The organism is uncultured Microbacterium sp., assembly GCF_963528945.1.
In the GTDB taxonomy this organism is placed as follows: Bacteria; Actinomycetota; Actinomycetes; order Actinomycetales; family Microbacteriaceae; genus Microbacterium.
On record NZ_CAURWX010000001.1, the window covers coordinates 297,332 to 320,584 of the forward strand.

Consider the following 23,253-nt stretch of genomic DNA (forward strand, 5'->3'; position numbering starts at 1 on the left):
GCCAGAGACACAAGGACTAGAGAAATGTCGATCTACCTCAACAAGGACTCCAAGGTCATCGTCCAGGGAATCACCGGCGGCGAGGGCACCAAGCACACGGCGCTCATGCTCAAGGCCGGCACGCAGGTCGTGGGCGGCGTCAACGCCCGCAAGGCCGGCACCACGGTGTCGCACACCGACAAGGACGGCAACGCCGTCGAGCTGCCCGTCTTCGGCTCTGTCGCCGAGGCCATGAAGGAGACCGGCGCCGACGTGTCGATCGCCTTCGTCCCCGGCGCCTTCACGAAGGACGCGATGGTCGAGGCCATCGACGCCGAGATCCCCCTGCTCGTCGTGATCACCGAGGGCGTGCCCGTCGGCGACTCGGCCGAGGCCTGGGCCTACGCGCAGAGCAAGGGCAACAAGACCCGCATCATCGGACCGAACTGCCCCGGCATCATCACCCCCGGCGAGGCGCTCGTCGGCATCACCCCGGCGAACATCACCGGCAAGGGCCCGATCGGCCTCGTGTCGAAGTCGGGAACCCTGACGTACCAGATGATGTTCGAGCTGCGCGACCTGGGCTTCTCGACCGCCATCGGCATCGGCGGGGACCCGGTCATCGGCACGACGCACATCGACGCGCTCGCCGCGTTCGAGGCCGACCCCGAGACGAAGGCGATCGTCATGATCGGCGAGATCGGCGGCGACGCCGAGGAGCGTGCGGCCGAGTACATCAAGGCGCACGTCACCAAGCCGGTCGTCGGCTACGTCGCGGGCTTCACGGCGCCGGAGGGCAAGACCATGGGCCACGCCGGCGCCATCGTCTCGGGCTCGGCTGGTACCGCGCAGGCGAAGAAGGAGGCCCTCGAGGCCGCCGGCGTCAAGGTCGGCAAGACGCCGTCCGAGACCGCCGCCCTGATGCGCGAGATCGTCGAGTCGCTCTAAGCGCTAGACTCTCCGAGAAGGCCCCGGGCTCCACCCCGGGGCCTTTCTCATACCCCGGGGCATCGTTCGCTCCCGTCGCGCGAGTGGTCGCTCTGAGAGCGGAGAGCAGCCGTTCGTGCGACCGGAACGGCGGCGGATGCGCGGTGGGGACGACGAAGGGGACGGATGCCGAGGCATCCGTCCCCTTCGTGGTTGCGTGTCAGACGCCGAAGAGCGCCTCGATGGGGCCGCGGGCGAAGAAGATCACGAACCCGACTCCCACCGCCCAGAGCAGCGGGTGGATGGTCTTGGCGCGACCGGAGAACGCGTTCACGACGATCCAGCTGACGAAGCCCGCGCCGATGCCGTTGGCGATCGAGTAGGTCATCGGCATGACGGTCGCCGTGAGGAACACCGGGAGCAGCACGCGGAAGTCGCTGAGGTCGATGTTCTTGATCTGCGCGAGCATCAGCGCACCCACCAGCACGAGAGCGGCCGCCGCGACGGCGCCCGGGACGAGCGAGGTGAGCGGCGTGAAGAACATCGCGACGAGGAACATCGCGCCCGTGATGAGGGTCGCGAAGCCCGTGCGCGCGCCCTCGCCGATGCCGGCACCCGACTCGACGAACACGGTCGCCGACGACGACGAGGTGCCGCCGCCCGCGATCGCGCCGATGCCCTCGACGACGAGCGCCGACTTGATGCGCGGGAAGTCGCCCTTCTCGTCGGCGAGGTCGGCCTCCTTCGCGAGGCCGGTCATGGTGCCCATCGCGTCGAAGAAGTTCGAGAAGAGAAGGGTGAAGACGAACATCACCAGGGCGACGATGCTGACCTTGCCCAGGTCGAAGCCGAAGTCGACCTGGCCGACGAGGCTGAGGTCGGGCAGGCCGACGATCGAACCCGTGAAGCCGAAGTCGAGGCCGAACGGCCAGATCAGGTTGACGATGCCGCCGAGCACGGTGCCGCCCACGAGGGCGATCAGGATCGCGCCCTTGACGCGCAGGGCCGTGAGCACCCCGCCGATGAGCAGCGTGATGACGAACAGCAGCGTGGGGATCGAGGCGACCGAACCGCCGATGCCGAGATCGACCGGGGGAGAGGCGTTGTTCGTCGCGGTCACGAAGCCGGCGTTGACGAAGCCGATGAAGGCGATGAAGAGGCCGATGCCGACCGTGATGGCGAGCTTGAGCTGCACGGGCACGGCGTCGAAGATCATCTTGCGCAGGCCGGTGGCGGCGAGCAGCACGATGATGAGGCCGTTGATCATGACGAGGGCCATGGCCTCGGGCCAGGTCACCGAGCCGACCACGGAGAACGCGATGAACGCGTTGATGCCGAGCCCGGCGGCGAAGGCGAAGGGCAGGCGCGTGATCAGGCCGAACAGGATGGTCATGACGCCGGCGGTGAGGGCGGTCGCGGCGGCGACGGCCGGACCGGCGAGGGTGTTGCCGTCGACGTCGGGGGTCGAGAGGATGATCGGGTTGAGGATCACGATGTACGCCATCGTGACGAACGTCACCAGGCCCCCTCGGATCTCGGTGCCGAAGGTGGAACCGCGCTTCGTGATCTCGAAGAAGCGGTCGAGGCCGTTCTTCGGCTCGGCGCTCGCGGTCGCAGGGGCGGGGGACGGGGCAGTTGTCATTCGGGTGAACCTCCGGATGAGACGATATCGTGTCGCCCGAGCCGCGCGCGCCCGCCCGGGTGCACCCCTGTTCTCGTCGTAGTCTCGAAGCGCTATGCAACGCCTCCTCGTCGCGCTCCTCGCCGCGTTCGATGCCGCCATCGCGGCCGCCGTCGGACTCGCCGTGCTCCTCGCGCCCCTCACACTGCTCTGGACCCTGGCCTTCGGCGCCACGGCCGACTGGGGCGCCCTGTGGCCGCTGACCGGCACCCTCTGGGCCTTCGGGCACGGCGCGCCGCTCGACGTGACGATCGCCGATGTCGTGCTGGTCGCCGTCGGCGTGCCGGCGGAGGCCGCGCGATTCACCGTCTCGGTGACCCCGCTGGCCCTGCTCGTGTTCACCGCCCTCTTCGCGGCGCGATCGGGCGGCCGCGCGGCACGCGCGGGGGCCTGGATCACCGGGGTGCTGTCCGGCACGGTCGCCTTCGCGGCGATCGCGGCGGTCGTCGCCGTCTCGTCGCGTCTCGGCGGAGCGGAGACCCCGCTGCCGCTCGCCCTGCTGCTGCCGCCCGTCGTGTATCTGTGTGGGGCCGTCGCCGGAGCGGTTCGGGCCGCGTGGGAGGACGGCGACGGCGGGCTGCTCGACATGATCCACGACGTCCTGGATTCGTGGGGCGACTGGGCCCCCGTTCCCGCGGCGATCGTGCGAGGAGCGGCGTTCGCGCTCGTCGCGGTCATGGGCGTCGGGGCGCTCGGAGTCGCCGTGGCGTCCCTGCTGCGCGGGGGAGAGGTCGTCGCCCTCTTCCAGGCGGCGCGGGTCGACGGACTCGGGGCGAGCATGCTCGCCCTCGCCCAGCTCGTGTACCTTCCCACGCTCGTCGTCTGGGCGGCGGCGTGGATCGCCGGACCGGGGTTCGCCGTGGGCGCCGGCACGGCGGTGTCGCCCGCCGGCACCTCGCTCGGCGTCGTGCCCGGGCTTCCGGTGTTCGGGCTGCTGCCGGAGAACAGCTCGTTCTGGATGCTCATCGTCGTGCTGCTGCCCATCGGGGCGGGTGCCTTCGCCGGGTGGGCCGTGCGGTCGCGCCTGGTCTGGGAGGGCACCCCGCTCGGGATGCTGCCGCGCGCCGCGATCGCCGTCGGCATCGCCGCCGTGAGTGCGGGAATGGCCGCGCTCGCCGCGGTGCTGACGAGCGGATCGATCGGGCCGGGGCGTCTCGCCGACGTCGGGCCGTCCGCCGGTCCGTTCGCGCTCGCGCTCGGAGGAGAGGTGCTGATCGGTGCCGCCATCCTCTTGCTCTCGCCGCGCAACCGGGACGAGTTGGCCGAGGAGCGCACCGACCGCTGGGTGGCCGAGATGACGGCATCCGGGATCGCCCCGGCGTCGTCCCTCGACCCGGCCGTCGCCACGCCGTGGAGCGCGGACACCGGGCGAGACGAGGCATCCGGACCGGTGGACGACGACGGCGCAGCCGGTCCGCGCGCCGACGTGCTCCCCTCGTACGCCGACACCGCCCCGCTCGACGACGTCACCGGGCACGGCGGGTCGAGCGACCCCCGGTAGACTGACCGCGTGCTCACGGTCGCCGTTCTCATCTCGGGCACCGGCTCGAACCTTCGTGCCCTCCTCGAGGCTGCTCGTCACCCCGATTTCCCGGCGCGGGTGGTCGTGGTCGGCGCCGACCGCGAAGCCGAGGGTCTCGCCCACGCCGAGGAGTTCGGCATCCCCTCGTTCACGGTTCCCTGGCACGAGCACGACAGCCGCGAGGCGTGGGGCGAAGAGCTCGGCCGCCAGCTCGCCGTCTGGGAACCCGACCTCGTGGTGCTCAGCGGCCTGATGCGTCTGCTGCCTCCCTCGCTCGTCGCGCAGTTCTCGCCGCGGCTCATCAACACGCACCCGGCGTATCTGCCGGAGTTCCCGGGCGCTCACGGCGTGCGCGACGCCCTCGCCGCCGGGGTCTCGCAGACCGGCGCCAGCGTGATCGTCGTCGACGACGGCGTCGACACCGGACCGATCCTCGCGCAGGAACGCGTGCCGATCCTCGCGGGCGACACGGAGCACGCGCTGCACGAGCGGATCAAGCCCGTCGAGCGGCGGCTGCTGATCGACGTGGTGCGGCGCATCGCGACCGGCGAGCTCAGCCTCGAGCCCGCCTCCTGACCTTCCCACCCTCCACGCCCGACGCACGAAGGAGCATCACCATGGCCGGCCCCCGCCACGACCCCTCGCTGTACCGCGATCGCGACACGGTTCCCATCCGCCGCGCCCTGGTGTCGGTGAGCGACAAGACCGGGCTGCTCGAGCTCGCCCAGGCGCTCGCCGCCGCCGGCGTGCAGATCGTGTCGACCGGGTCGACCGCGAGCACCATCCGCGAGGCCGGTCTCGATGTCACCGACGTCGCCGCCGTCACCGGCGTCGCCGAGATGCTCGACGGGCGCGTCAAGACGCTGCACCCGAAGATCCACGGCGGCCTGCTCGCCGACCTGCGCCTGGAAGACCACGAGCGCCAGCTCGCCGACCTCGACATCGCGCCGTTCGAGCTCGTGGTGGTGAACCTGTACCCGTTCGTCGAGACGGTGGCCTCGGGTGCCGAGGGCGACGACGTCGTCGAGCAGATCGACATCGGCGGTCCGGCGATGGTGCGCGCCGCCGCGAAGAACCACGCGAACGTGGCGATCGTCGTGTCGCCGCAGTCGTACCCCGGCATCATCTCGGCGATCGCCGACGGCGGGACCACGTTGTCGCAGCGCCGCGAGCTCGCCGCCCGGGCCTTCGCCCACACCGCGGCGTACGACACGGCCGTCGCCTCGTGGTTCGCCGAGGGCACGCTGCAGGACGAGGGCGACCTGCCGGCGCACCTGACCATCCAGGCCGAGCGTCTCGCCACCCTGCGCTACGGCGAGAACTCGCACCAGCGCGGAGCCATCTACACCCGCGCCGGCGGGCACGGCATCGCGCAGGCCACGCAGCTGCAGGGCAAGGAGATGTCGTACAACAACTACGTCGACGCCGACGCCGCCCTCCGCGCCGCGTACGACATGATCAAGCCGGCCGTCGCGATCATCAAGCACGCGAACCCCTGCGGTATCGCCACCACCGCACCCAACGCGCTCGACCCGATCGCGAGCGCTCACCTGCGCGCTCACGAGTGCGACCCCGTGTCGGCGTACGGCGGCGTGATCGCGGCCAACGGCACGGTCACGTTGAAGATGGCCGAGAACCTGAAGGACATCTTCACCGAGGTCATCGTCGCGCCCGCGTTCGAGCCGGCCGCGCTGGAGGTCTTCAAGAGCAAGAAGAACCTGCGCCTGCTGCAGCTCCCCGAGGACTGGCAGCAGGAGCGCATGGACGTGCGTCTGGTGTCGGGCGGTCTGCTGCTGCAGGACGCCGACCGGTTCCCGGACGACATCGTCTCGGTTGCGAAGAACTGGGAACTCGTGTCGGGCGAGCGCCCCAGCGACGAGGAGATGGAGAACCTCATCTTCGCCTGGAAGGCCTGCCGTGCCGTGAAGTCCAACGCCATCGTGCTGGCGAAGGGCAACGCCACGGTCGGTGTGGGCATGGGCCAGGTCAACCGCGTCGACTCGTGCCGCCTCGCGGTCGAGCGTGCGGGGGAGCGCGCGGCCGGTTCGGTGGCGGCATCCGACGCGTTCTTCCCGTTCGCTGACGGAGCCCAGGTGCTCATCGACGCGGGGGTCACGGCGATCGTCCAGCCCGGCGGCTCGGTGCGCGATGAAGAGGTCGTCGACGCCGCTCGCAAGGCCGGCGTGACGATGTTCTTCACCGGAGAGCGCCACTTCTTCCACTGACCCCGGAGGCCTGCCCTCCCCTTCATCCGCTCCCGTCGCATTTTCTGTCGGCCCGCCGCGCGGCGGGCGACAGAAAATGCGACGGGAGCGATGTGGTTCCGGGGGAGGGGACTGCGGTGTCCGAAAACCGCCAGTGGTGGGGGAGGCGGCGTGGCAGCATGGGGGCATGAGCCTTCCGCTGACCGACTTCGACGAGCGCTACCGGGCGATCGACGCCCGCGACACGCGCTTCGACGGGCAGTTCGTCACGGCGGTGCGCTCGACGGGCATCTACTGCCGGCCCAGCTGCCCGGCCCGCACCCCGAAGCGCGAGAACGTGACGTTCTACGCCACGAGCGCGGCGGCCCACGAGGCCGGGTACCGCGCGTGCAAGCGATGCCTTCCGGAAGCGGCCCCCGGCTCTCCCGCCTGGGATGTACGCGGTGACGTCGTGGCGAGGGCGATGCGCCTGATCGGGACCGGCGTCGTCGAACGCGAGGGCGTGTCCGGGCTCGCAAACCGCCTCGGGTATTCGAGCCGGCATCTCACGCGGCTCCTGGTCGCCGAACTCGGCGCGGGTCCGCTCGCCCTGGCGCGCGCGCACCGTGCCCACACCGCCCGCATGCTGCTCGTGGGCACCGACCTTCCGGTCGCCGACGTGGCGTTCTCGGCCGGCTTCGCGAGCATCCGCCAGTGCAATGACACGATCCGCGAGGTGTTCGGCCTCACGCCGACGGAGCTGCGCGCACGACGACGGATGCCGTCGGCCGCCGTTCCCGGGGCGATCGACCTCGTGCTCCCGTACCGCGGGCCTCTCGATACGGCCGGCCTCTTCGACTGGATGGCGGCGCGGGCGCTGCCGGGCGTGGAGGAGGCCACGACGACATCGTTTGCGCGGCACCTGCGCCTGGCCGGCGGGCCGGCGTGGTTCGAGGTGCGGCAGGAGCGAGCCGACCGGCTGCATCTGCGTGCCCGAGTGACGCAGCTCGGCGATCTCTCACCGCTGGTGGCGACGGCCCGCCGCCTGTTCGACCTCGACGCCGACCCCGATGCGATCGACGGCGCGCTGAGCGCCCACCCCGAGATCGCACCGCTCGTCGCGCGCACCCCCGGCATGCGCGTGCCCGGCGCCGCCGACCCCCACGAGATGCTCATCCGGGCGATGGTGGGCCAGCAGATCACGGTCGTGGCGGCCCGCACGGCTCTCAGCGCGCTCGCCGAGGCTCTGGGCGAGCGCACCGACGCGGGCCTGCTGTTCCCGACCATGACGGCGATCGCCGAGCGGGGAGCCGAGGTGCTGCGCGGCCCCGCCGCCCGCATCCGGGCCATCACGGGTGCCGCCGCAGCACTCGCCGAGGGGTCGCTGCATCTGACGGTCGGCGACGACGGGGCAGAGCAGCGCGCTGCCCTGCTCGCCATGCCGGGGATCGGCCCGTGGACGGCCGACTACGTGCGGATGCGCGTGCTCGGCGACCCGGATGTGCTGCTCCCCGGCGACGTCGCGATGCGAGCGGGTGCGGTCTCCTCGGGGCTGCCGGGCGAGCCGCGCGCCCTCACCGCCTGGGCCGAACGAGCGGCGCCGTGGCGGAGCTACCTCACCGCTCACCTCTGGCGGGCCGCACCTGTACGGCCCGCACGGCGCGTGACCCGCGCCGATCGCCCCACTCGCGCGGCCCGCCCCACCACGTCGAACACTGTCCACGACCCTCAGGAGAAGACCCCGTGAACGCCATCGTCCAGACCGTCGCCACCCCGGACGGCCCCTTCACGATCCTCGTCGACGAGCAGCAGCGGGTGCTCGCCTCCGGGTGGACCGGCGACCGCGACGTCGTCGTGGCGCGGATCGCCGCGGTCGGCCGACCCGCCCAGGTCCGCGCAGGACGCACCGAGGCCGCGGATGCCGTCGCCGCCTATTACGCCGGCGACCTCGCCGCGATCGACACCGTGCCGGTCGCCCAACACGGCACCGCGCTGCAGCACGCGGGATGGGCGGCCCTGCGCGGCATCGACCCGGGCGCACCGCTCACCTACACCTCGTTCGCGACGGCGCTCGGCTCGCCCCGTGCCGTGCGCGCCGCCGCGTCGATCTGCGCCCGCAACGCGCCGGCGCTGTTCGTGCCCTGCCACCGGGTGCTGCGCAGCGACGGCACGCTCGGCGGATTCGCGTGGGGACTCGAGGTGAAGCGGAGCCTGCTCGACCGCGAGGCCGCGCGCGCCTGAACCGGGAATTCCTGTTGCATTCAGCGTGTTCACAGCAATAGGCTGGAGGGCTGTCGCACCGACCGGGCGGCACGGCCGAGCCTGAGGAGGACACCATGATCACGATCTCCGTCGCACGGCCCGCCGCTCTCGGCACGGCCCGGGTGCCCGCTCCCGCGACGACGCGGCACTAGCGTCGCGCCGCGCCCCCGTCGTTCGCAGCGGTCCTCTGCCACCGCTCCCGCTTCTCCTCCGCGATCACGACCGTCCCGGCCGTGTGATCGTCTCCCGCCCCGCCCCACGCATCTGAGAGTCATGTCCTCCTCGTCTCCGCAGAATCCCCCGCCGTCCTCCTCGCTCTCCACCGTCGCCGCGCTGTGGCGGCTGAAGCCCTTCGTGCGCCCGGTCATCTGGCGTCTCGCCGGGGGAGCGGCCAGCGCGCTCGCCGCCGCCGTGATCGCTCTGATGATCCCGATCGTGCTCGAGCAGATCATCCGCGGACCGGTGCAGTCCGGCGAGCTCGGCGCGATCGTCTGGGGGGCCGTGGCCGTGCTCGGCCTCGCTCTGGGCGAGGCGCTCATGGTGTTCCTGCGCCGCCAGTTCGTGCTGAAGCCCTCGACCGAGGTCGAGTACCGCATGCGCACCGAGCTGTACGCGCGGCTGCAGACGCTGCCGGTGGCCTTCCACGACCGGTGGCAGTCGGGTCAGCTGCTCAGCCGCATGATGCAGGACATCAGCCTCATCCGCCGGTGGCTGGCGTTCGGCCTCGTGCTCCTCGTCGTCAACGTCCTCACCATCATCATCGGCGCCGCCCTGCTGTTCCGGTGGCACTGGCTGCTGGGCACGATCTTCATCGTCACGGCAATTCCGCTGTGGATCCGCGGGTACCTGTTCGAGAAGCGGTACGGCGCGCTCACCCGTCGCTCGCAGGATCAGGCGGGCGACCTCGCGACGAGCGTCGAGGAGAGCGTCCACGGCATCCGGGTGCTGAAGGCGTTCGGTCGGGGCACGCACGCTCTCCGGCGCTTCAGCCGACAGGCCGAGACGCTGCGCGAGACCGAGATGAGCAAGGCCTCGGCGATCGCATCGATCTGGTTCTGGCTCGACCTCATGCCGCAGATCGCCTTCGGGCTGAGCCTCATGTCGGGCATCTGGCTCATCTCGCAGGGCGCGATCGAGCTTCCGGAGCTGTTCGCGTTCTTCGCCATGGCGACGGTGCTGCGGTGGCCGATCGAATCGATCGGGTTCCTGTTCTCGTTCATGCTCGACGCGCGCACCGCGACCGACCGCGTGTTCGAGATCTTCTCCGAGACGAACACGATCGCCGATCCCGAGCATCCGGTGCACCTCGCCGAGCCGCGCGGCGAGCTGGCGTTCGAGGGCGCGCGATTCCGCTATCAGGATGCTCCCGCGCGCGAGCGCGACCTGCTCGACGGCATCGACCTGGTGCTGCGTCCCGGTGAGACGATGGCGCTCGTGGGTCTCACCGGCAACGGCAAGACCACGCTCACGACGCTGCCGACGCGCCTGTACGACGTGACGGGCGGCCGGGTGACGCTCGACGGGGTCGACGTGCGCGATCTCCCGCTGGCCGAGCTGCGTCGGCACGTCGCGATGGCCTTCGAGGATGCGACGCTGTTCTCGGCATCGGTCCGCGAGAACGTGCTGCTCGGCCGCGCCGAGCTCGACCCGCACAGCGAGGAGGGGGAGCGCGTGATGCGCGAGGCCCTCGACGTGGCACAGGCGTCGTTCGTCGACGCGTTGCCCGACGGCACCGAGACGGTGATCGGCGAGGAGGGCTTGAGTCTCTCCGGCGGCCAGCGTCAGCGCCTCGCCCTGGCGCGTGCGGTCGCGGCGAAGCCGCGGGTGCTTGTACTCGACGATCCGCTGTCGGCCCTCGACGTCGACACCGAGGCGCTCGTCGAGGAGGCGCTGCGTCACGTGCTCGCCAACACCACCGCGTTGATCGTCGCGCATCGCCCCTCGACCGTGGCGCTTGCGGATCGTGTGGCCCTGCTGCAGGACGGTCGCGTGACCGCCGTCGGTACGCACAGCGAGCTGCTGCGATCGAGCCGCCACTACCGGCACGTCATCTCGAGCCTCGAGGCCGAGGAGGCCGCCCGCACGGGCGCCATCCCGATCGTCGGGGCGCCGCCCGCCGCCGCGGACGACGACGCCGTGACCGAAGACCCGGGTGTCGTGATCGACGAGGGCATCCACCGCGCCGAGGGCGATCACGCCGGCGAAGAACTGATCACCGAGAAGGAGGTGCGCCCATGAGCACCGCTCTCACCGGAACCCAGGACGAGGACCGTTCCCGGTACACGAAGGAGGAGAGCCGGGCCATCCGCCGCCGTTCGCTGCGCCTGCTGGGGTCGCTCGTGCGACCGCTCAAGGCGCGCATCGTGCTGGCCGCGGCCGTGCTCGTCGTATCGACGGCGCTGCAGGTCGCGGGCCCCATCCTCATCAGCGTCGGACTCGACCGGGCGCTGCCCGCCGTGCTCGAGCGAGCCGACTGGATGCCGACGTTCCTGATCGGCGGCATCTACCTGCTCGCGGGAGTGCTGGCCGCCGTGCTCATCGCCTGGTACGTCATCATCGCCGCGAAGCTCACGCAGGCGGTGCTGCTCGACCTGCGCAAGCGCATCTTCCTGCACACCCAGCGCCTCAGCCTGGAGTTCCACGAGTCGTACACGTCGGGCCGCATCATCTCGCGGCAGACGAGCGACCTCGACTCGATCAAGGAGTTGCTCGACGGTGGGCTGAACGAGCTCGTCTCCGGCGTGCTGTTCGGGCTGTTCACCTTCATCGCGCTCTGCATCTGGGACTGGCAGTCGGGGCTCATCCTCGCGATCGCCGGCGTGCCGCTCTTCTTCCTGATGCGCTGGTTCTACTCCCGTTCCCAGCTCGTGTTCCGCGAGTCCCGCGTGATCAGCGCGCAGGTGATCGTGCAGTTTGTCGAGACGATGACCGGCATCCGCGCCGTCAAGGCCTTCCGCAAGGAGCCCCGCAACGACGTCGCCTTCCAGAAGGTCGCCGGTGAGTACCGCGACGTCAACCGTCGCTCGCTCATGCTGTTCGGCACATTCGAGCCCGGCCTCATGGGCGTCGCCGCGCTCACCCTGGGCATCGTCGTGCTGTGGGGCGGTGTGCGGGTGGCCGAGGGCGCGCTCACCGTCGGCGTGCTGCTGTCGGCCGTGCTGTACGTGCGGAACTTCTTCGCTCCCATGCAGGAGATCGCGATGTTCCTGAACTCGTACCAGTCGGCCACCGCCGCCCTCGAGAAGGTCTCCGGCGTGCTCGAAGAGGTGCCGACGGTTCCCGACCCCGAGAAGCCGGTCGACCTCTGGGAGTCGCGCGGGCACGTGCGCTTCGACGGCGTGACGTTCGGCTACAACGACGAGACGACGATCCTGCCGGACTTCTCGCTCGACATCCCGGCCGGGCAGACGATTGCGCTGGTCGGCACCACCGGTGCGGGCAAGTCGACGCTCGCGAAGCTCATCTCGCGGTTCTACGACCCGACCGCCGGCACCGTCACGCTCGACGGCGTCGACCTGCGGGCACTGCACCCGAAGGACCTGCGGCGCGCGATCGTCATGGTCACCCAGGAGGCCTACCTGTTCAGCGGCACGGTCGCCGACAACATCGCGCTCGGCAAGCCCGACGCGACGCTCGACGAGATCCGCGCGGCGGCGAGGGCGGTGGGAGCGGATGCCTTCATCGAGGCGCTGCCCGACGGCTACGACACCGACGTGAACAAGCGCGGTGGCCGGGTCTCGGCGGGACAGCGCCAGCTGATCTCGTTCGCCCGCGCGTTCCTCGCCGACCCGTCGGTGCTGATCCTCGACGAGGCGACGGCGTCGCTCGACATCCCGTCGGAGCGCCTCATCCAGGAGGCTCTGCAGACGCTGCTCGCCGATCGGACGGCGATCATCATCGCCCACCGTCTCTCGACCGTGGCGATCGCCGACCGGGTGCTCGTGATGGAGCACGGGCGCATCATCGAGGACGACACCCCCGACGCGCTGATCGGCGGCACGGGCAAGTTCGCGCAGCTGCACGCCGCCTGGCAGGAGACGCTCGTCTGACCGACGCGCACCGCTCGCCGGGGTCGATAGCATCGGATCATGGACCCGTTGCTGCTCCTCGGCGAATGGTGGTGGACCGCCGCCGTCGGCGCGGGCGGTTTCACCGCCGGTGCGCTCGCGGTGCGGCGGCGCAGCACGCGCAGCGGACGCCGCATCGCCGTCGACGCGGCGCGCCATGACCTGTGCACGGCGCGCGCCACGGTGATCGAGCGACGGTCGGCCGTGCGGGTCGCCCGGGCGGAGCACGCGCACATCGCCGCGGAGCGCGGGGCGCGACGGGCATCGCCGGAGCAGGTGGCGAGTGCGAAGCGGATGCTCCGCGACGCCGAGCGCGCGGCCAAGGCCGCCGTCGCCGACGTGCGGGCCCGCAGCGCACTGCTCAGCGCCGCCAGAGCGTCGGTGCCCCCGGCATCCGCTCCCCGGCCGCTCGACCGTCTGCGGGCGCAGCACGATGCCGTGGTGGCGCGGTGGATGCAGTACGAGACCGACGCCGCACTGCAGATCGCGTACCCGGCGATGTCGGATGCGCGGCAACCCGCGACCGCCGCGTATCTGCGCGCCGCGGGGGAGGCGGCGGAGGCCCGCCGGTACGCCGGAGACGCGCCGACGCCGGCGGAGTACTCCGCGTATCGCGACGCCGTCGCACGGTTGGCCAGGGCGCTCGACGTCGCGGAGTACGCCGCGCGCCACCCCGACGGCGCGTCCGGCGCCGCGGCGGGATGGCAGGACGCGGCCCAGGAGGCGTTCACGCGATCGAGTGAGGCGATCGATCGCACCGCGCGGGCGGCGGCGTCGGCCCTCGCGGCGTGGAACGCCCGGCGTCGCCCGCGCGACCCCGACGGCCCCCGTCCGCCGCGCCGGTAGCGGTCAGCCGGTGACGGTGCGCGTGCGCACGAGCTCGCGGTACCAGAGGCCCGAGTCCTTGACGGTGCGCTCCAGGGTCTCGAAGTCGACGCGCACGATCCCGAACCGCTTGGCGTAGCCGTATCCCCACTCGAAGTTGTCGAGCAGCGACCACACGAAGTAGCCGCGCAGATCGACCCCCCGCTCCAGGGCGCGGTGCGCGGCGGTGAAGTGCCGGCGCAGGTAGTCGGTGCGCTCGGGGTCGGGCACGCTGCCGTCGTCGGCGACGACGTCATCGAATGCCGCGCCGTTCTCGGTGACCATCAGCGGCTGCTCGGGGAACTGCTCCGACAGCGACACGAGCAGCTCTTCCAGGCCCTCGGGCGCGATGTTCCACCCCATCGCGGTGTACGGGCCGGGCTGCGCGACGAACTCGACCACCTCATCGCTGCCCGGCCAGGCCGTGCCGCCCTCGACGCCCTTGTGTCCGTCGTTCTGCTGCTTCGGCGAGACGCCGTCCCACATCCGCACGGTCGCGGTGGAGTAGTAGTTGACCCCGAGCACGTCGATGGGCTGACGGATGGCGTCGAGATCGCCGTCCTGCACGAAGGCCCAGTCGCTCACCGCTGCCGTGTCGGCGATCACGTCGGCGGGGTACTCGCCGCGCAGCATCGGCTGGGTGAAGACCCGGTTCGCGAGCCCGTCGATGCGGCGCATCGCCTCGTCCGCGCCGTCGCCCTGGCCGCGCAGCACGTGGAAGTTCAGCGTCACCGAGTAGTCCGGGTCACCCGTCGACGTGGAGCGCAGCGCCTGCACCGCGCGTCCGTGCGCGAGGTTCAGATGATGCACCGCCGCGAGGGCCGAGGCGGGCTCGTGGCGGCCCGGCGCGTGGCCGCCCTGGCCGTATCCGAGGTAGGCCGAGCACCACGGCTCGTTGAGGGTGGTCCACGTGTGCACCCGGTCGCCCAGGGCCGCACCCATGATCTCGGCGTAGCGCTCGAACGCGTCGGTGGTCGCACGCGCGGTCCAGCCGCCTGCGTCTTCGAGGTACTGCGGCAGGTCCCAGTGGTAGAGCGTGGCCACCGGGCGGATCCCGCGGTCGAGCAGCCCGTCGACCAGGCGCGAGTAGAAGTCGACGCCCGCGGAGTTCACCTCGCCGGAGGCGGTCGGCACGATGCGCGGCCAGGCGATCGAGAAGCGGTACGCCTGCAGCCCGAGATCGGACATGAGGTCGAGGTCCTGCTCGACGCGATGGTAATGGTCGCAGGCCACGTCGCCCGTGTCGCCGTTCCAGACCTTCCCCGGCGTGCGGCTGAAGGTGTCCCAGATCGATGGCGTGCGGCCGTCTTCGGCCGCGGCGCCCTCGATCTGGAAGGCCGCGGTGGCCGACCCGAACGTGAACCCCTCGGGGAAGACGAGGCCCGAGCCCCGGTAGTCGTCGTGCGGCGTGGACGGCGCGGTCATGCGGTGATCTCCTCGAGGTCGACGGTGCAGGTCTCGGCGCGCCCGTCGGGGGCGGTCACTGTCGCGGTGGCACGCCGAGGGCGACGGGGTCTCGATGGGGGAGGGGATTCGAGACCCCGCCGCCGGTCTCAGGCGGCGACGCGGATGGAGGCGATGACCTCGCCGTACTCGGTCTCGCCGACGGGGGTGAAGCCGACGCGTAGGAAGAACGCCTCGGGGCCGTCGTCTCCGGCCTCGTAGATGACGTTCACATGGTCGAAGCCGCGCTCGCGGGCCTCGTCGATCAGCTGCTCGACGGCGAACCGGCCCACGCCGCGGCCCTGGTCGTCGGCGTCGACGTTGATGCGCCAGAGCACCGAGCGGAAGTGCTCCTCGGGGGCCTCGGCGTCGAAGTTGGCGCTGACGAAGCCCACCACGGCATCGCCATCGAGCACGACGCGCTGCCACGACGTCGCCGGGTTGATCACGGTCGCCGCGATCCCGTACGAGACCGGGGCGAGGAACTGTTCCTGCCCGGGCTTGAGCGACAGGTTGTTCACGGCGACGATCGTCGCGGCGGAGAGTTCGACCATGCGCAGTTCGGACATGACCCCAGGCTAGCCCTTCGTCTGCGGGGGCACACGCGCTCGTCGCCAGATTTCTCGCGGAGAAGCGCTCAGGTATCTTGGTATCGAGACAAATCGCCCTCGTGAACGGAGATCATCCGGTGACTGACGACGCCATCATCTACACCTACACCGACGAGGCACCCGCTCTCGCGACCGCTTCCCTGCTGCCGATCGTGCAGGCCTTCACCGGCCAGGCAGGGATCGACATCGAAACCCGCGACATCTCGCTCGGTGGACGCATCCTCGCCGCGTTCCCGCAGAAGCTCGCTCCCGAACAGCAGGTGGGGGACGCCCTCGCCGAGCTGGGCGGTCTCGCGACGCTGCCCGAGGCGAACATCATCAAGCTGCCGAACATCTCGGCATCCATCCCCCAGCTGAAGGCGGCCATCGCCGAGCTGCAGAAGGCCGGCTACGACATCCCGGACTTCCCCGACGACCCCTCCTCGCTCGAGGAGAAGGACGTGCGTGCCCGCTACGACCGCATCAAGGGCTCGGCCGTGAACCCCGTGCTGCGCGAGGGCAACAGCGACCGGCGCGCCCCGCTCGCGGTGAAGAACTACGCGAAGAAGCACCCGCACCGCAACAAGCCCTTCGCCGAGGGGTCGAAGACGCGCGTCGCCACCATGGGTCACGACGACTTCAAGTCCAACGAGAAGTCCTGGGTCGCCGCATCCGACGACGTGCTGAGCATCCGCCTCACCGCCACCGACGGCACCGTCACCGTGCTGAAGGAGGGCCTCAAGGTCCTGCCGCGCGAGATCATCGACGCGACCTTCCTCTCGGCCGCAGCGCTCGACGCCTTCCTCGCCGAGACGCTGGAGCAGGCGAAGGCCGACGACGTGCTGTACTCGGTGCACCTCAAGGCGACGATGATGAAGGTCAGCGACCCGATCATCTTCGGTCACGTCGTGAAGGCGTTCTTCGCCGACGTGTTCGCGACCTACGGCGAGCAGCTCGCCGCCGCGGGCCTGCGCCCCAACGACGGTCTGGGTTCGATCCTCGCCGGTCTGTCGCAGCTCGCCGACGGCAACGCCATCGCCGCCGCGTTCGACAAGGCCGTGTCCGAGGGGCCGCGCCTGTCGTACGTCAACTCCGACAAGGGCATCACCAACCTGCACGTGCCGAGCGACGTGATCGTCGACGCCTCGATGCCCGCGCTCGTGCGCAACGGGGGGAAGCTCTGGGGCCAGGACGGCGGCGAGGACGACACGATCGCGGTCATCCCCGACTCGTCGTACGCGGGCGTCTACCAGGCCGTGATCGACGACGTGATCGCCAACGGCCCGCTCGACCCCGCCACCATCGGCACCGTTCCGAACGTCGGCCTGATGGCGCAGGCGGCCGAGGAGTACGGCAGCCACGACAAGACGTTCGAGATTGCCACCGCGGGTGTCGTGCAGATCGTCGACAGCGAGGGCAACGCGCTCATCGAGCACGAGGTCGGCGCCGGAGACATCTGGCGTGCCACGCAGACCAAGCACATCGCCGTCATGGACTGGGTCAAGCTCGCGGTCTCGCGCGCCCGTGCCACCGGCGCCCCCGCGGTGTTCTGGCTCGACGCCAACCGTTCGCACGACGCGCAGATCATCGCGAAGGTGCACCAGGGTCTCGCCCTGCTCGACACCCACGGCCTGACCCTCACGATTCTGGCGCCGGAGGAGGCCACCCGCTACACGCTCGCGCGCATGCGCCACGGCCTCGACACGATCTCGGTCACCGGAAACGTGCTGCGCGACTACCTCACCGACCTGTTCCCCATCCTCGAGGTGGGCACGAGCGCCAAGATGCTCTCGATCGTTCCGCTGCTCGCGGGCGGTGGGCTCTTCGAGACCGGCGCCGGCGGATCGGCGCCCAAGCACGTGCAGCAGCTCGTCGAGGAGAACTACCTGCGATGGGATTCGCTGGGCGAGTTCTTCGCGCTGGCGGCGTCGCTCGAGCACTTCGCCGACCGCACCGGCAATGAGAAGGCACGCGTGCTCGCCGAGACGCTCGACGCCGCGACCGGAACCTTCCTTGAGGAGGACCGTTCCCCGGGCCGCGCGCTGGGCACGATCGACAACCGCGGAAGCCACTTCTACCTCGGCCTGTACTGGGCGCAGGAGCTGGCGAAGCAGACCAAGGACGCCGAGCTCGCGGCGGCGTTCGCCCCGGTCGCCGAGGCGCTGTCGGCGAACGAGCAGAAGATCGTCGAGGAGCTGAACGCCGTGCAGGGGTCGCCCGTCGACATCGCCGGCTACTACCGTCCGGACGACGCGCTGGTCACGGCCGTCATGCGCCCGTCGGCCACCTTCAACGGGATCGTCGACGCGCTGCGCTGAGTCCCGGGTACGACGAAGGGCGGATGCTTCGGCATCCGCCCTTCTTCGTACCCGCCGGTCGTGCCGGAAGGTCGCTGGGTCAGTTGTGGACCGAGACCTCGAGGCCGACCGGCGACCAGTCGTAGACGTACTTCGCGAGGTTGATCGGCAGGTTCACGCAGCCGTGGCTCATGCGCTGTCCGTAGTTGTTGTGCCAGTAGGTGCCGTGGAACCCGATGTTGGTCGTGAACCAGGTGATCCACGGCACGTCTTCGGTGCAGTACGGTGCGCCGGGGTAGCAGCCCATGTCCTGCTTCGCGGTGTGCGCGAAGACCTTGAAGTTGCCGGTGGGGGTCGGTGTACCGGGGAGCCCGGTAGAGACGGCCCAGCTGTTGACGACCGCGCCGTTCTCGTACAGGGTCGCACGCTGGGAGCTGAGGTTGATGTCGATGCGACGGAACAGGTTGACCGACTCGAACGGTACCTCGGTGACGGGCAGGGCGTACACGCCGTTGCCCTCGGCGAGCTGCTCGGCGAACCCGGCGGCGACGCCCGAGGTGTCGCCCACGGTGCGCCCGTTGACGCCCACCGTCTCCTCGCGCAGCACCTTGCCGGCGGAGTCGACGATGTTCGTGGCGTTCTCGGGTGCCCGGTCGACGAGCCCGGGGAGGGTGTCGACGGTGGCCTGGATCGCGGCCTGGTCGGTCTGGATGCGCAGAGCCCCGTCGTCGTTCACGACGCTCAGCCAGGTCGCGGCGACGGCGGGCTCGACGGGAACCGTTCGCTCCTCGCCGACGTAGAAGCCGATGGTGCCGAGCATGGTGTTGAGCGTGGTCGCCGTGGCGGTGGCGTCGTCGTCGGAGACGGCGGGTGCCGCGGCCACGGGGTCGCCGGAGAACTCGACGCTGTTGCGGCCCTCGGCGACGGCGTCGGAGACGGCAGCGGTGAGGGCGTCCACGTCGATCGCGGTGCCGGGTGTGGACGGGGTGATGATGAACGCGTTGCTGGCCGCGTCGAACGCGACGCCCGCGTCGACCGGGTCGCTGAAGCTGGTGGGCACGGCGCCGCGGAGGACCGCGGTGGCGGTGGCGGTGTCGACCGAGATCTCGCCCGCGAGCGGCTCGCCCATCCACGACCCGACGTTCCACAGGGGGCGCGAGGCGAAGGCCTCGTCTGCGAGGGCCTCGGCGTCCATGTTCATGCCGAGGTCGGAGCCGGTGAGCTCGGTGTCGCCGCCCGCTCCGGTCAGGGTCACGGTCGTCTCGGCGAGGTGCGACTCGATCGTCGAGGCCGCGGCCCCGGGAGTCATCCAGCCGACGTTGATCCCGGCGACGCTCGTACCCGGGGCGATGAGCACCATCGAGGCGGCTCCGGCGCCGAGGGCGACGACGCCGAGCGAGAGCCCGATCCAGAGGCCGAGACGGCGCTTCTTGGGCTCGGGGTCGCGGGGTGCCCAGGCCAGCGGCTGATCGCCGGTGGGTGGCACGTCGATGCCGCTGTCGGGCGCGTTGTCGCGCTCATCTGTTGCAGCATCGTGAGTCGAGATCACATCCGTCACGAACTTCACCCCCCGGTCATCAAACGTGTCGGCTTTTGACAATCGTACGGGAAAGCATGTAACGGGGAGGCAACGGTCGCCCGCCGCCTCCCCGGTGAATCACTCGACGATGGCGATGCCGTCGATCTCGACGAGCATCTCCTCGCGCGGCAGGCCGGTGAAGACCGTGGTGCGCGACGGCAGGACGCCGCTCGTGGTGTGCGCCTCGACGAATGCGCCGTACGCGTCGTTCATGATCGGGAAGTCCTCGCGCTTGGTGAGGTAGACGCGCAGCATGACCACGTCGTCGAACGTGGCGCCGGACGCCTCGACGATCGCCTTCACGTTCTCGAGCGTGCGGGTGGTCTGCGCGGCGACGTCGCCGGGGAAGAGATACTCGTTCGTGTCGGGGTCGACGGGGCCCTGGCCTGACACCTGGACGAACGGGCCCTTGCGCACACCCTGCGAGAAGGTGTGGGCGGGAGCGGGGGCGAGGTCGGTGGAGATACGGGTCTTCGCGGTCATGCACCCAGACTAGTAGCCTTGTTAGATGCCTCAACAAATTCCGGATGCCGTCGACGGAAGTGTGCGGGAGCCCCTCGTCCTCAGTGCCGATTGGGCCGCCGGGGGGCGCGTACGCGTGTATCGCGGCGCCACCGTGGTCGACGGCACGGGCGCGGACCGCTATGTCGCCGATGTGGTGATCGAGGGATCCCGCATCGTCGCGGTGCTGCCCGACGGGCGGCCGAAGCCGGACATCGTGCTCCCCGAGGGCGGGGTCGAGGTCGACGCCCGCGGCTTCGTGCTCGCGCCCGGGTTCATCGACATGCACGCCCACAGCGACCTCGCCGTGCTCGCCGGGGCGGGCCACGACGCCAAGATCCTGCAGGGGGTCACGACCGAGGTGCTCGGACAGGACGGTCTCGGCTACGCCCCGCTCGACGATGCGACGGCCCCGGTCGTCGCCGCGCAGATCGCCGGGTGGAACGGTCCGACGAGCGCGCCCTGGCGGAGCGTGGGCGACATGCTGACGGCGATCGACGCGATCGCCGTCGCCCACGCCGCTGTGCTCGTGCCGCAGGGGAACCTGCGGATGATGGTCGTCGGGCACGAGAATCGGCCGGCCTCGACGGCCGAGATCGCCCGCATGCGGGAACTCCTGGCGGATGCGCTCGACGACGGTGCCTTCGGCATGTCGAGCGGGCTCACGTACACGCCGGGCATGTACGCCGACACCGCCGAACTCGAGGCGCTCTGCCGGGTGGTGGCCGAGCGGGGCGGGTATTGGGCTCCGCACACGCGCAGCTACGGAGCGGCGGCGCTCGACGCGTATCGGGAGGCTCTCGACATCGGCCGCCGAACGGGATGCCCCATCCACCTCACGCACGCCACCATGAACTTCGCGCCCAACCGGGGGCGCGCCTCCGAGCTCCTCGCGCTCGTCGACGAGGCCGTTGCCGACGGCGTCGACGTGACGCTCGACACCTACCCCTACCTCCCCGGCGCCACGACGCTCGCGGCGCTCCTGCCCAGTCGGCTGGCCGAGGGGGGAGACCTCGTCGCCACCCTCGCCGGGCTCGACGCCGCGGGTCGAGAGGCGCTGCGGGCGGAGCTCGAGGACATCGGCTGCGACGGCTTCCACGGGGAGCGCGCCGACTGGGGCCAGATCCAGATCTCCGGCACGGCGAACCCCGGGCTGGCGCACCTCGTGGGCCGCACGATCGCCGAGATCGCCGCCACCGAGGCGCGGCGGCCGGTCGATGTCGTCGTCGACACCATCGTCGCCGACGGCGGGGCCACGGGCATCCTCATGCATATCGGCGACGAGGCGAACGTGCGCGAGATCATGCGGCACCCGCGCCATACGGGAGGCAGCGACGGCATCCTCATCGGTGCGCGCCCGCATCCGCGCGGTCACGGCACCTTCGCCCGCTACCTCGGCCACTACGTCCGCGACGAGGGGGTGCTCACCCTCGAACAGGCGGTGCAGCACCTCGCCGGCACACCGGCCGCACGGCTGGGTCTCGACCGCGGCGATGCGCCGCGCGGCGTGCTGCGCACGGGCGCCGTGGCCGACCTCGTGCTCTTCGACCCCCGCACGGTCGCCGCCGGGGCCACGTTCGACGCGCCCCGCACGCCGCCCACCGGCATCCGCGAGGTGCTGGTCTCGGGTGCCGTCGTCGTGCACGACGGTGTCGTGACCGGTGCGACGCCCGGGGGAGCCCTGCGCATGCCGCCGCCCCCGCATCGGGCGACGCTTCCCGGCACGCGGGTCGCCGTCGACGTCGACGCGCCGGGGTTCCGCTGGGCGCCCGCGACGCCCGTCGTGGGAGACGAGGCGCTCGCCGCGTCCGCGCAGCGTCTCGATGCGAACGGCATCTCGTCGACGGATGCCTTCGGCGCCGAGGTCCCGGCGATCCGCCTCGTGGTCGACGGCGACCTCGCGGCCGACGCCGACGCGCGCGGGCGCATCGGCGAGGAGTCCTTCCGCCTCACCGTCGACGCGCGGGGGGTGGAGATCCGCGGCGGCGGGGCCGCGGGTGTCTTCCGCGGCGCGACCGTGCTGCGTCAGCTCCGTGAGCCGGGGGCCACCGACGCCCTCGTCCCCGCCGGCACCTGGAGCGGGTCGCCCGCCCATGCCTGGCGCGGCGTGATGCTCGACGTGGCCCGTCACTTCCGCCCCGCCGCGGACGTGCGCCGGCTGATCGACCTGGCCGCCGACCATCACCTGAACGTCGCGCACCTGCATCTCACCGACGACCAGGGGTGGCGGTTCGAGGTGCCCGGGTACCCCCGTCTGACCGAGGTCGGCGCTCGCCGCTCGGCGACGCAGCGCGGTCACGGCCCCGAGGCGACCGTCGAATCCGGCGTGCACGAGGGCTTCTACACCACCGATGAGCTGCGCGACCTCGTGGCCTACGCGTCGGAGCGATTCGTCACGCTGGTGCCCGAGGTGGAGCTGCCGGGGCACATTCAGGCCGCGCTCGCCGCCTACCCCGAGCTCGGCAACGTCGATGTCGGTGAACCCGTCACGGGCCCGTGGGAGCGCTTCGGCGTGAACCCCCGCACGCTCGCCCCGACCGAGGCCTCGCTCGCCTTCGGGCGCGCCGCGATCGACGCGTTGTGCGACGTGTTCGACTCGCCGTGGATCGGCATCGGCGGCGACGAGGTGCCGGTCACGGAATGGGCGGAGAGCCCTGCCGCGGCGGAGCGGATGCGCGAGCTCGGACTGGCGACCCCGCATGACGTGCAGCCCTGGTTCACGCGGCACTTCGTCGCGCATGTGCGCTCCCGCGGGCGCACGGCTCTGGCCTGGGACGAGGTGCTCGAGGGCGACGTCCCCGACGGGGTGCGGATCCTCGCGTGGCGAGGACCGGTGGCGATGCGGGAGGCCGTGCGGCGGGGCATCCCCGTGGTGGCGTGCCCCGACCTGCACGTGTACCTCGACTACCCGCAGTCCGAGTCGGCGGAGGAGCCGATCCGCGTGGGGCCGCCGCTCGACCTGCAGCGCGTCTACGAGCTGCGCGTCGAAGAGGGAGCGGTGGGTGGGCAGGCCAACGTGTGGACCGAGCATCTGCCGACGCGCGACCGCGTCGACTTCGCGCTGTTCCCGCGCCTCGCGGCGGTGGCCGAGCGCCTGTGGGACGGGGGAGACCCTGGGTCGTTCGCGGACTTCGCCCGGCGCCTGCCGACGCATCTGCGCCGCCTGCAGGCTGCGGGTGTGCGCTACCGTTCCCCGGACGGCCCGACTCCCGATCAGCGGCGTCCGGGGGTGCCGGGAAAGCCCATGACGCGCGAGACGCGGGAGCAGATCGTGCACGGGCTGGTGGCCCGTCTGCGAGAGCGATCGGAGGGGGTGGGCGAGGCGGATGCACGCAGGTAACATTTCGGTAACCGGCCT

Annotated in this window: 16 protein-coding genes; 11 read left to right on the forward strand and 5 right to left on the reverse strand. The window is 71.2% G+C overall.

Features of this window, described 5'->3' with window-relative positions; translation table 11 throughout:
* The first annotated feature begins 24 nt into the window (after positions 1–24).
* Positions 25–927: a succinate--CoA ligase subunit alpha gene (gene sucD, locus RWS82_RS01300; protein ID WP_314646066.1), complete on the forward strand. Its 903-nt coding sequence runs from the start codon at positions 25–27 to the stop codon at positions 925–927.
* A 199-nt stretch (positions 928–1,126) separates the two neighbouring features.
* Here sucD and RWS82_RS01305 read toward each other — a convergent pair whose 3' ends face one another.
* Positions 1,127–2,548, reverse strand: coding sequence for an NCS2 family permease (locus RWS82_RS01305; protein ID WP_314646069.1), 1,422 nt, complete (start codon positions 2,546–2,548; stop codon positions 1,127–1,129).
* A gap of 94 nt (positions 2,549–2,642) precedes the next feature.
* Here RWS82_RS01305 and RWS82_RS01310 point away from each other — a divergent pair, with 94 nt between their 5' ends.
* The 8 genes from RWS82_RS01310 to RWS82_RS01345 all read left to right on the forward strand — a co-directional run bounded on the left by RWS82_RS01310 (position 2,643) and on the right by RWS82_RS01345 (position 13,467).
* Positions 2,643–4,088 (forward strand): DUF6350 family protein, encoded by a 1,446-nt coding sequence (locus RWS82_RS01310; RefSeq protein WP_314646071.1) that lies wholly within the window; start codon positions 2,643–2,645, stop codon positions 4,086–4,088.
* A 9-nt stretch (positions 4,089–4,097) separates the two neighbouring features.
* The gene (purN, locus tag RWS82_RS01315; protein WP_314646074.1) at positions 4,098–4,685 is read left to right on the forward strand and encodes a phosphoribosylglycinamide formyltransferase; all 588 of its coding nucleotides are present in this window, start codon (positions 4,098–4,100) and stop codon (positions 4,683–4,685) included.
* A 41-nt stretch (positions 4,686–4,726) separates the two neighbouring features.
* Positions 4,727–6,334, forward strand: a complete 1,608-nt coding sequence (gene purH, locus RWS82_RS01320; protein WP_314646077.1) for a bifunctional phosphoribosylaminoimidazolecarboxamide formyltransferase/IMP cyclohydrolase — start codon at positions 4,727–4,729, stop codon at positions 6,332–6,334.
* 166 nt (positions 6,335–6,500) lie between these two features.
* Complete coding sequence (locus RWS82_RS01325; protein WP_314646080.1) at positions 6,501–8,039, forward strand: AlkA N-terminal domain-containing protein; 1,539 nt, start codon at positions 6,501–6,503, stop codon at positions 8,037–8,039.
* Positions 8,036–8,533, forward strand: coding sequence for a methylated-DNA--[protein]-cysteine S-methyltransferase (locus tag RWS82_RS01330; RefSeq protein ID WP_314646082.1), 498 nt, complete (start codon positions 8,036–8,038; stop codon positions 8,531–8,533). Before RWS82_RS01325 ends, RWS82_RS01330 begins: the two co-directional genes overlap by 4 nt.
* Positions 8,534–8,827: 294 nt before the next feature.
* Positions 8,828–10,792, forward strand: coding sequence for an ABC transporter ATP-binding protein (locus RWS82_RS01335; RefSeq protein ID WP_314646084.1), 1,965 nt, complete (start codon positions 8,828–8,830; stop codon positions 10,790–10,792).
* Positions 10,789–12,603, forward strand: a complete 1,815-nt coding sequence (locus RWS82_RS01340; RefSeq protein ID WP_314646087.1) for an ABC transporter ATP-binding protein — start codon at positions 10,789–10,791, stop codon at positions 12,601–12,603. Before RWS82_RS01335 ends, RWS82_RS01340 begins: the two co-directional genes overlap by 4 nt.
* A 39-nt stretch (positions 12,604–12,642) precedes the next feature.
* On the forward strand, positions 12,643–13,467 hold the full coding sequence (locus RWS82_RS01345) for a hypothetical protein (protein ID WP_314646089.1): 825 nt from the start codon (positions 12,643–12,645) through the stop codon (positions 13,465–13,467).
* A 3-nt stretch (positions 13,468–13,470) separates the two neighbouring features.
* Here RWS82_RS01345 and RWS82_RS01350 read toward each other — a convergent pair whose 3' ends face one another.
* Together RWS82_RS01350 and RWS82_RS01355 are read right to left on the reverse strand one after the other, a co-directional pair.
* Positions 13,471–14,910: a GH1 family beta-glucosidase gene (locus tag RWS82_RS01350; RefSeq protein ID WP_314646091.1), complete on the reverse strand. Its 1,440-nt coding sequence runs from the start codon at positions 14,908–14,910 to the stop codon at positions 13,471–13,473.
* Between the two features lie 128 nt (positions 14,911–15,038).
* A complete protein-coding gene (locus tag RWS82_RS01355; protein WP_314646094.1) occupies positions 15,039–15,497 on the reverse strand; it encodes a GNAT family N-acetyltransferase in 459 nt (152 codons plus the stop codon).
* Positions 15,498–15,616: 119 nt separating this feature from the next.
* Here RWS82_RS01355 and RWS82_RS01360 point away from each other — a divergent pair, with 119 nt between their 5' ends.
* Positions 15,617–17,836 (forward strand): NADP-dependent isocitrate dehydrogenase, encoded by a 2,220-nt coding sequence (locus RWS82_RS01360; RefSeq protein ID WP_314646095.1) that lies wholly within the window; start codon positions 15,617–15,619, stop codon positions 17,834–17,836.
* Between the two features lie 79 nt (positions 17,837–17,915).
* On the opposite strand, the gene RWS82_RS01365 is transcribed toward RWS82_RS01360, so the two are convergent.
* Complete coding sequence (locus RWS82_RS01365) at positions 17,916–19,382, reverse strand: L,D-transpeptidase family protein (RefSeq protein ID WP_314646096.1); 1,467 nt, start codon at positions 19,380–19,382, stop codon at positions 17,916–17,918.
* A gap of 90 nt (positions 19,383–19,472) precedes the next feature.
* Positions 19,473–19,877 (reverse strand): RidA family protein, encoded by a 405-nt coding sequence (locus RWS82_RS01370; RefSeq protein WP_314646097.1) that lies wholly within the window; start codon positions 19,875–19,877, stop codon positions 19,473–19,475.
* Positions 19,878–19,902: 25 nt separating this feature from the next.
* Here RWS82_RS01370 and RWS82_RS01375 point away from each other — a divergent pair, with 25 nt between their 5' ends.
* Positions 19,903–23,235, forward strand: a complete 3,333-nt coding sequence (locus tag RWS82_RS01375) for a family 20 glycosylhydrolase (RefSeq protein WP_314646098.1) — start codon at positions 19,903–19,905, stop codon at positions 23,233–23,235.
* The last annotated feature ends 18 nt before the right edge of the window (positions 23,236–23,253 follow it).

Coding starts and splice junctions, on each gene's coding strand:
- sucD (WP_314646066.1), top strand. CDS start 25: ATGTCGATCTACCTCAACAAGGACTCCAAGGTCATCGTCCAGGGAATC.
- RWS82_RS01305 (WP_314646069.1), bottom strand. CDS start 2,548: ATGACAACTGCCCCGTCCCCCGCCCCTGCGACCGCGAGCGCCGAGCCG.
- RWS82_RS01310 (WP_314646071.1), top strand. CDS start 2,643: ATGCAACGCCTCCTCGTCGCGCTCCTCGCCGCGTTCGATGCCGCCATC.
- purH (WP_314646077.1), top strand. CDS start 4,727: ATGGCCGGCCCCCGCCACGACCCCTCGCTGTACCGCGATCGCGACACG.
- RWS82_RS01325 (WP_314646080.1), top strand. CDS start 6,501: ATGAGCCTTCCGCTGACCGACTTCGACGAGCGCTACCGGGCGATCGAC.
- RWS82_RS01335 (WP_314646084.1), top strand. CDS start 8,828: ATGTCCTCCTCGTCTCCGCAGAATCCCCCGCCGTCCTCCTCGCTCTCC.
- RWS82_RS01340 (WP_314646087.1), top strand. CDS start 10,789: ATGAGCACCGCTCTCACCGGAACCCAGGACGAGGACCGTTCCCGGTAC.
- RWS82_RS01345 (WP_314646089.1), top strand. CDS start 12,643: ATGGACCCGTTGCTGCTCCTCGGCGAATGGTGGTGGACCGCCGCCGTC.
- RWS82_RS01350 (WP_314646091.1), bottom strand. CDS start 14,910: ATGACCGCGCCGTCCACGCCGCACGACGACTACCGGGGCTCGGGCCTC.
- RWS82_RS01355 (WP_314646094.1), bottom strand. CDS start 15,497: ATGTCCGAACTGCGCATGGTCGAACTCTCCGCCGCGACGATCGTCGCC.
- RWS82_RS01370 (WP_314646097.1), bottom strand. CDS start 19,877: ATGACCGCGAAGACCCGTATCTCCACCGACCTCGCCCCCGCTCCCGCC.
- RWS82_RS01375 (WP_314646098.1), top strand. CDS start 19,903: ATGCCTCAACAAATTCCGGATGCCGTCGACGGAAGTGTGCGGGAGCCC.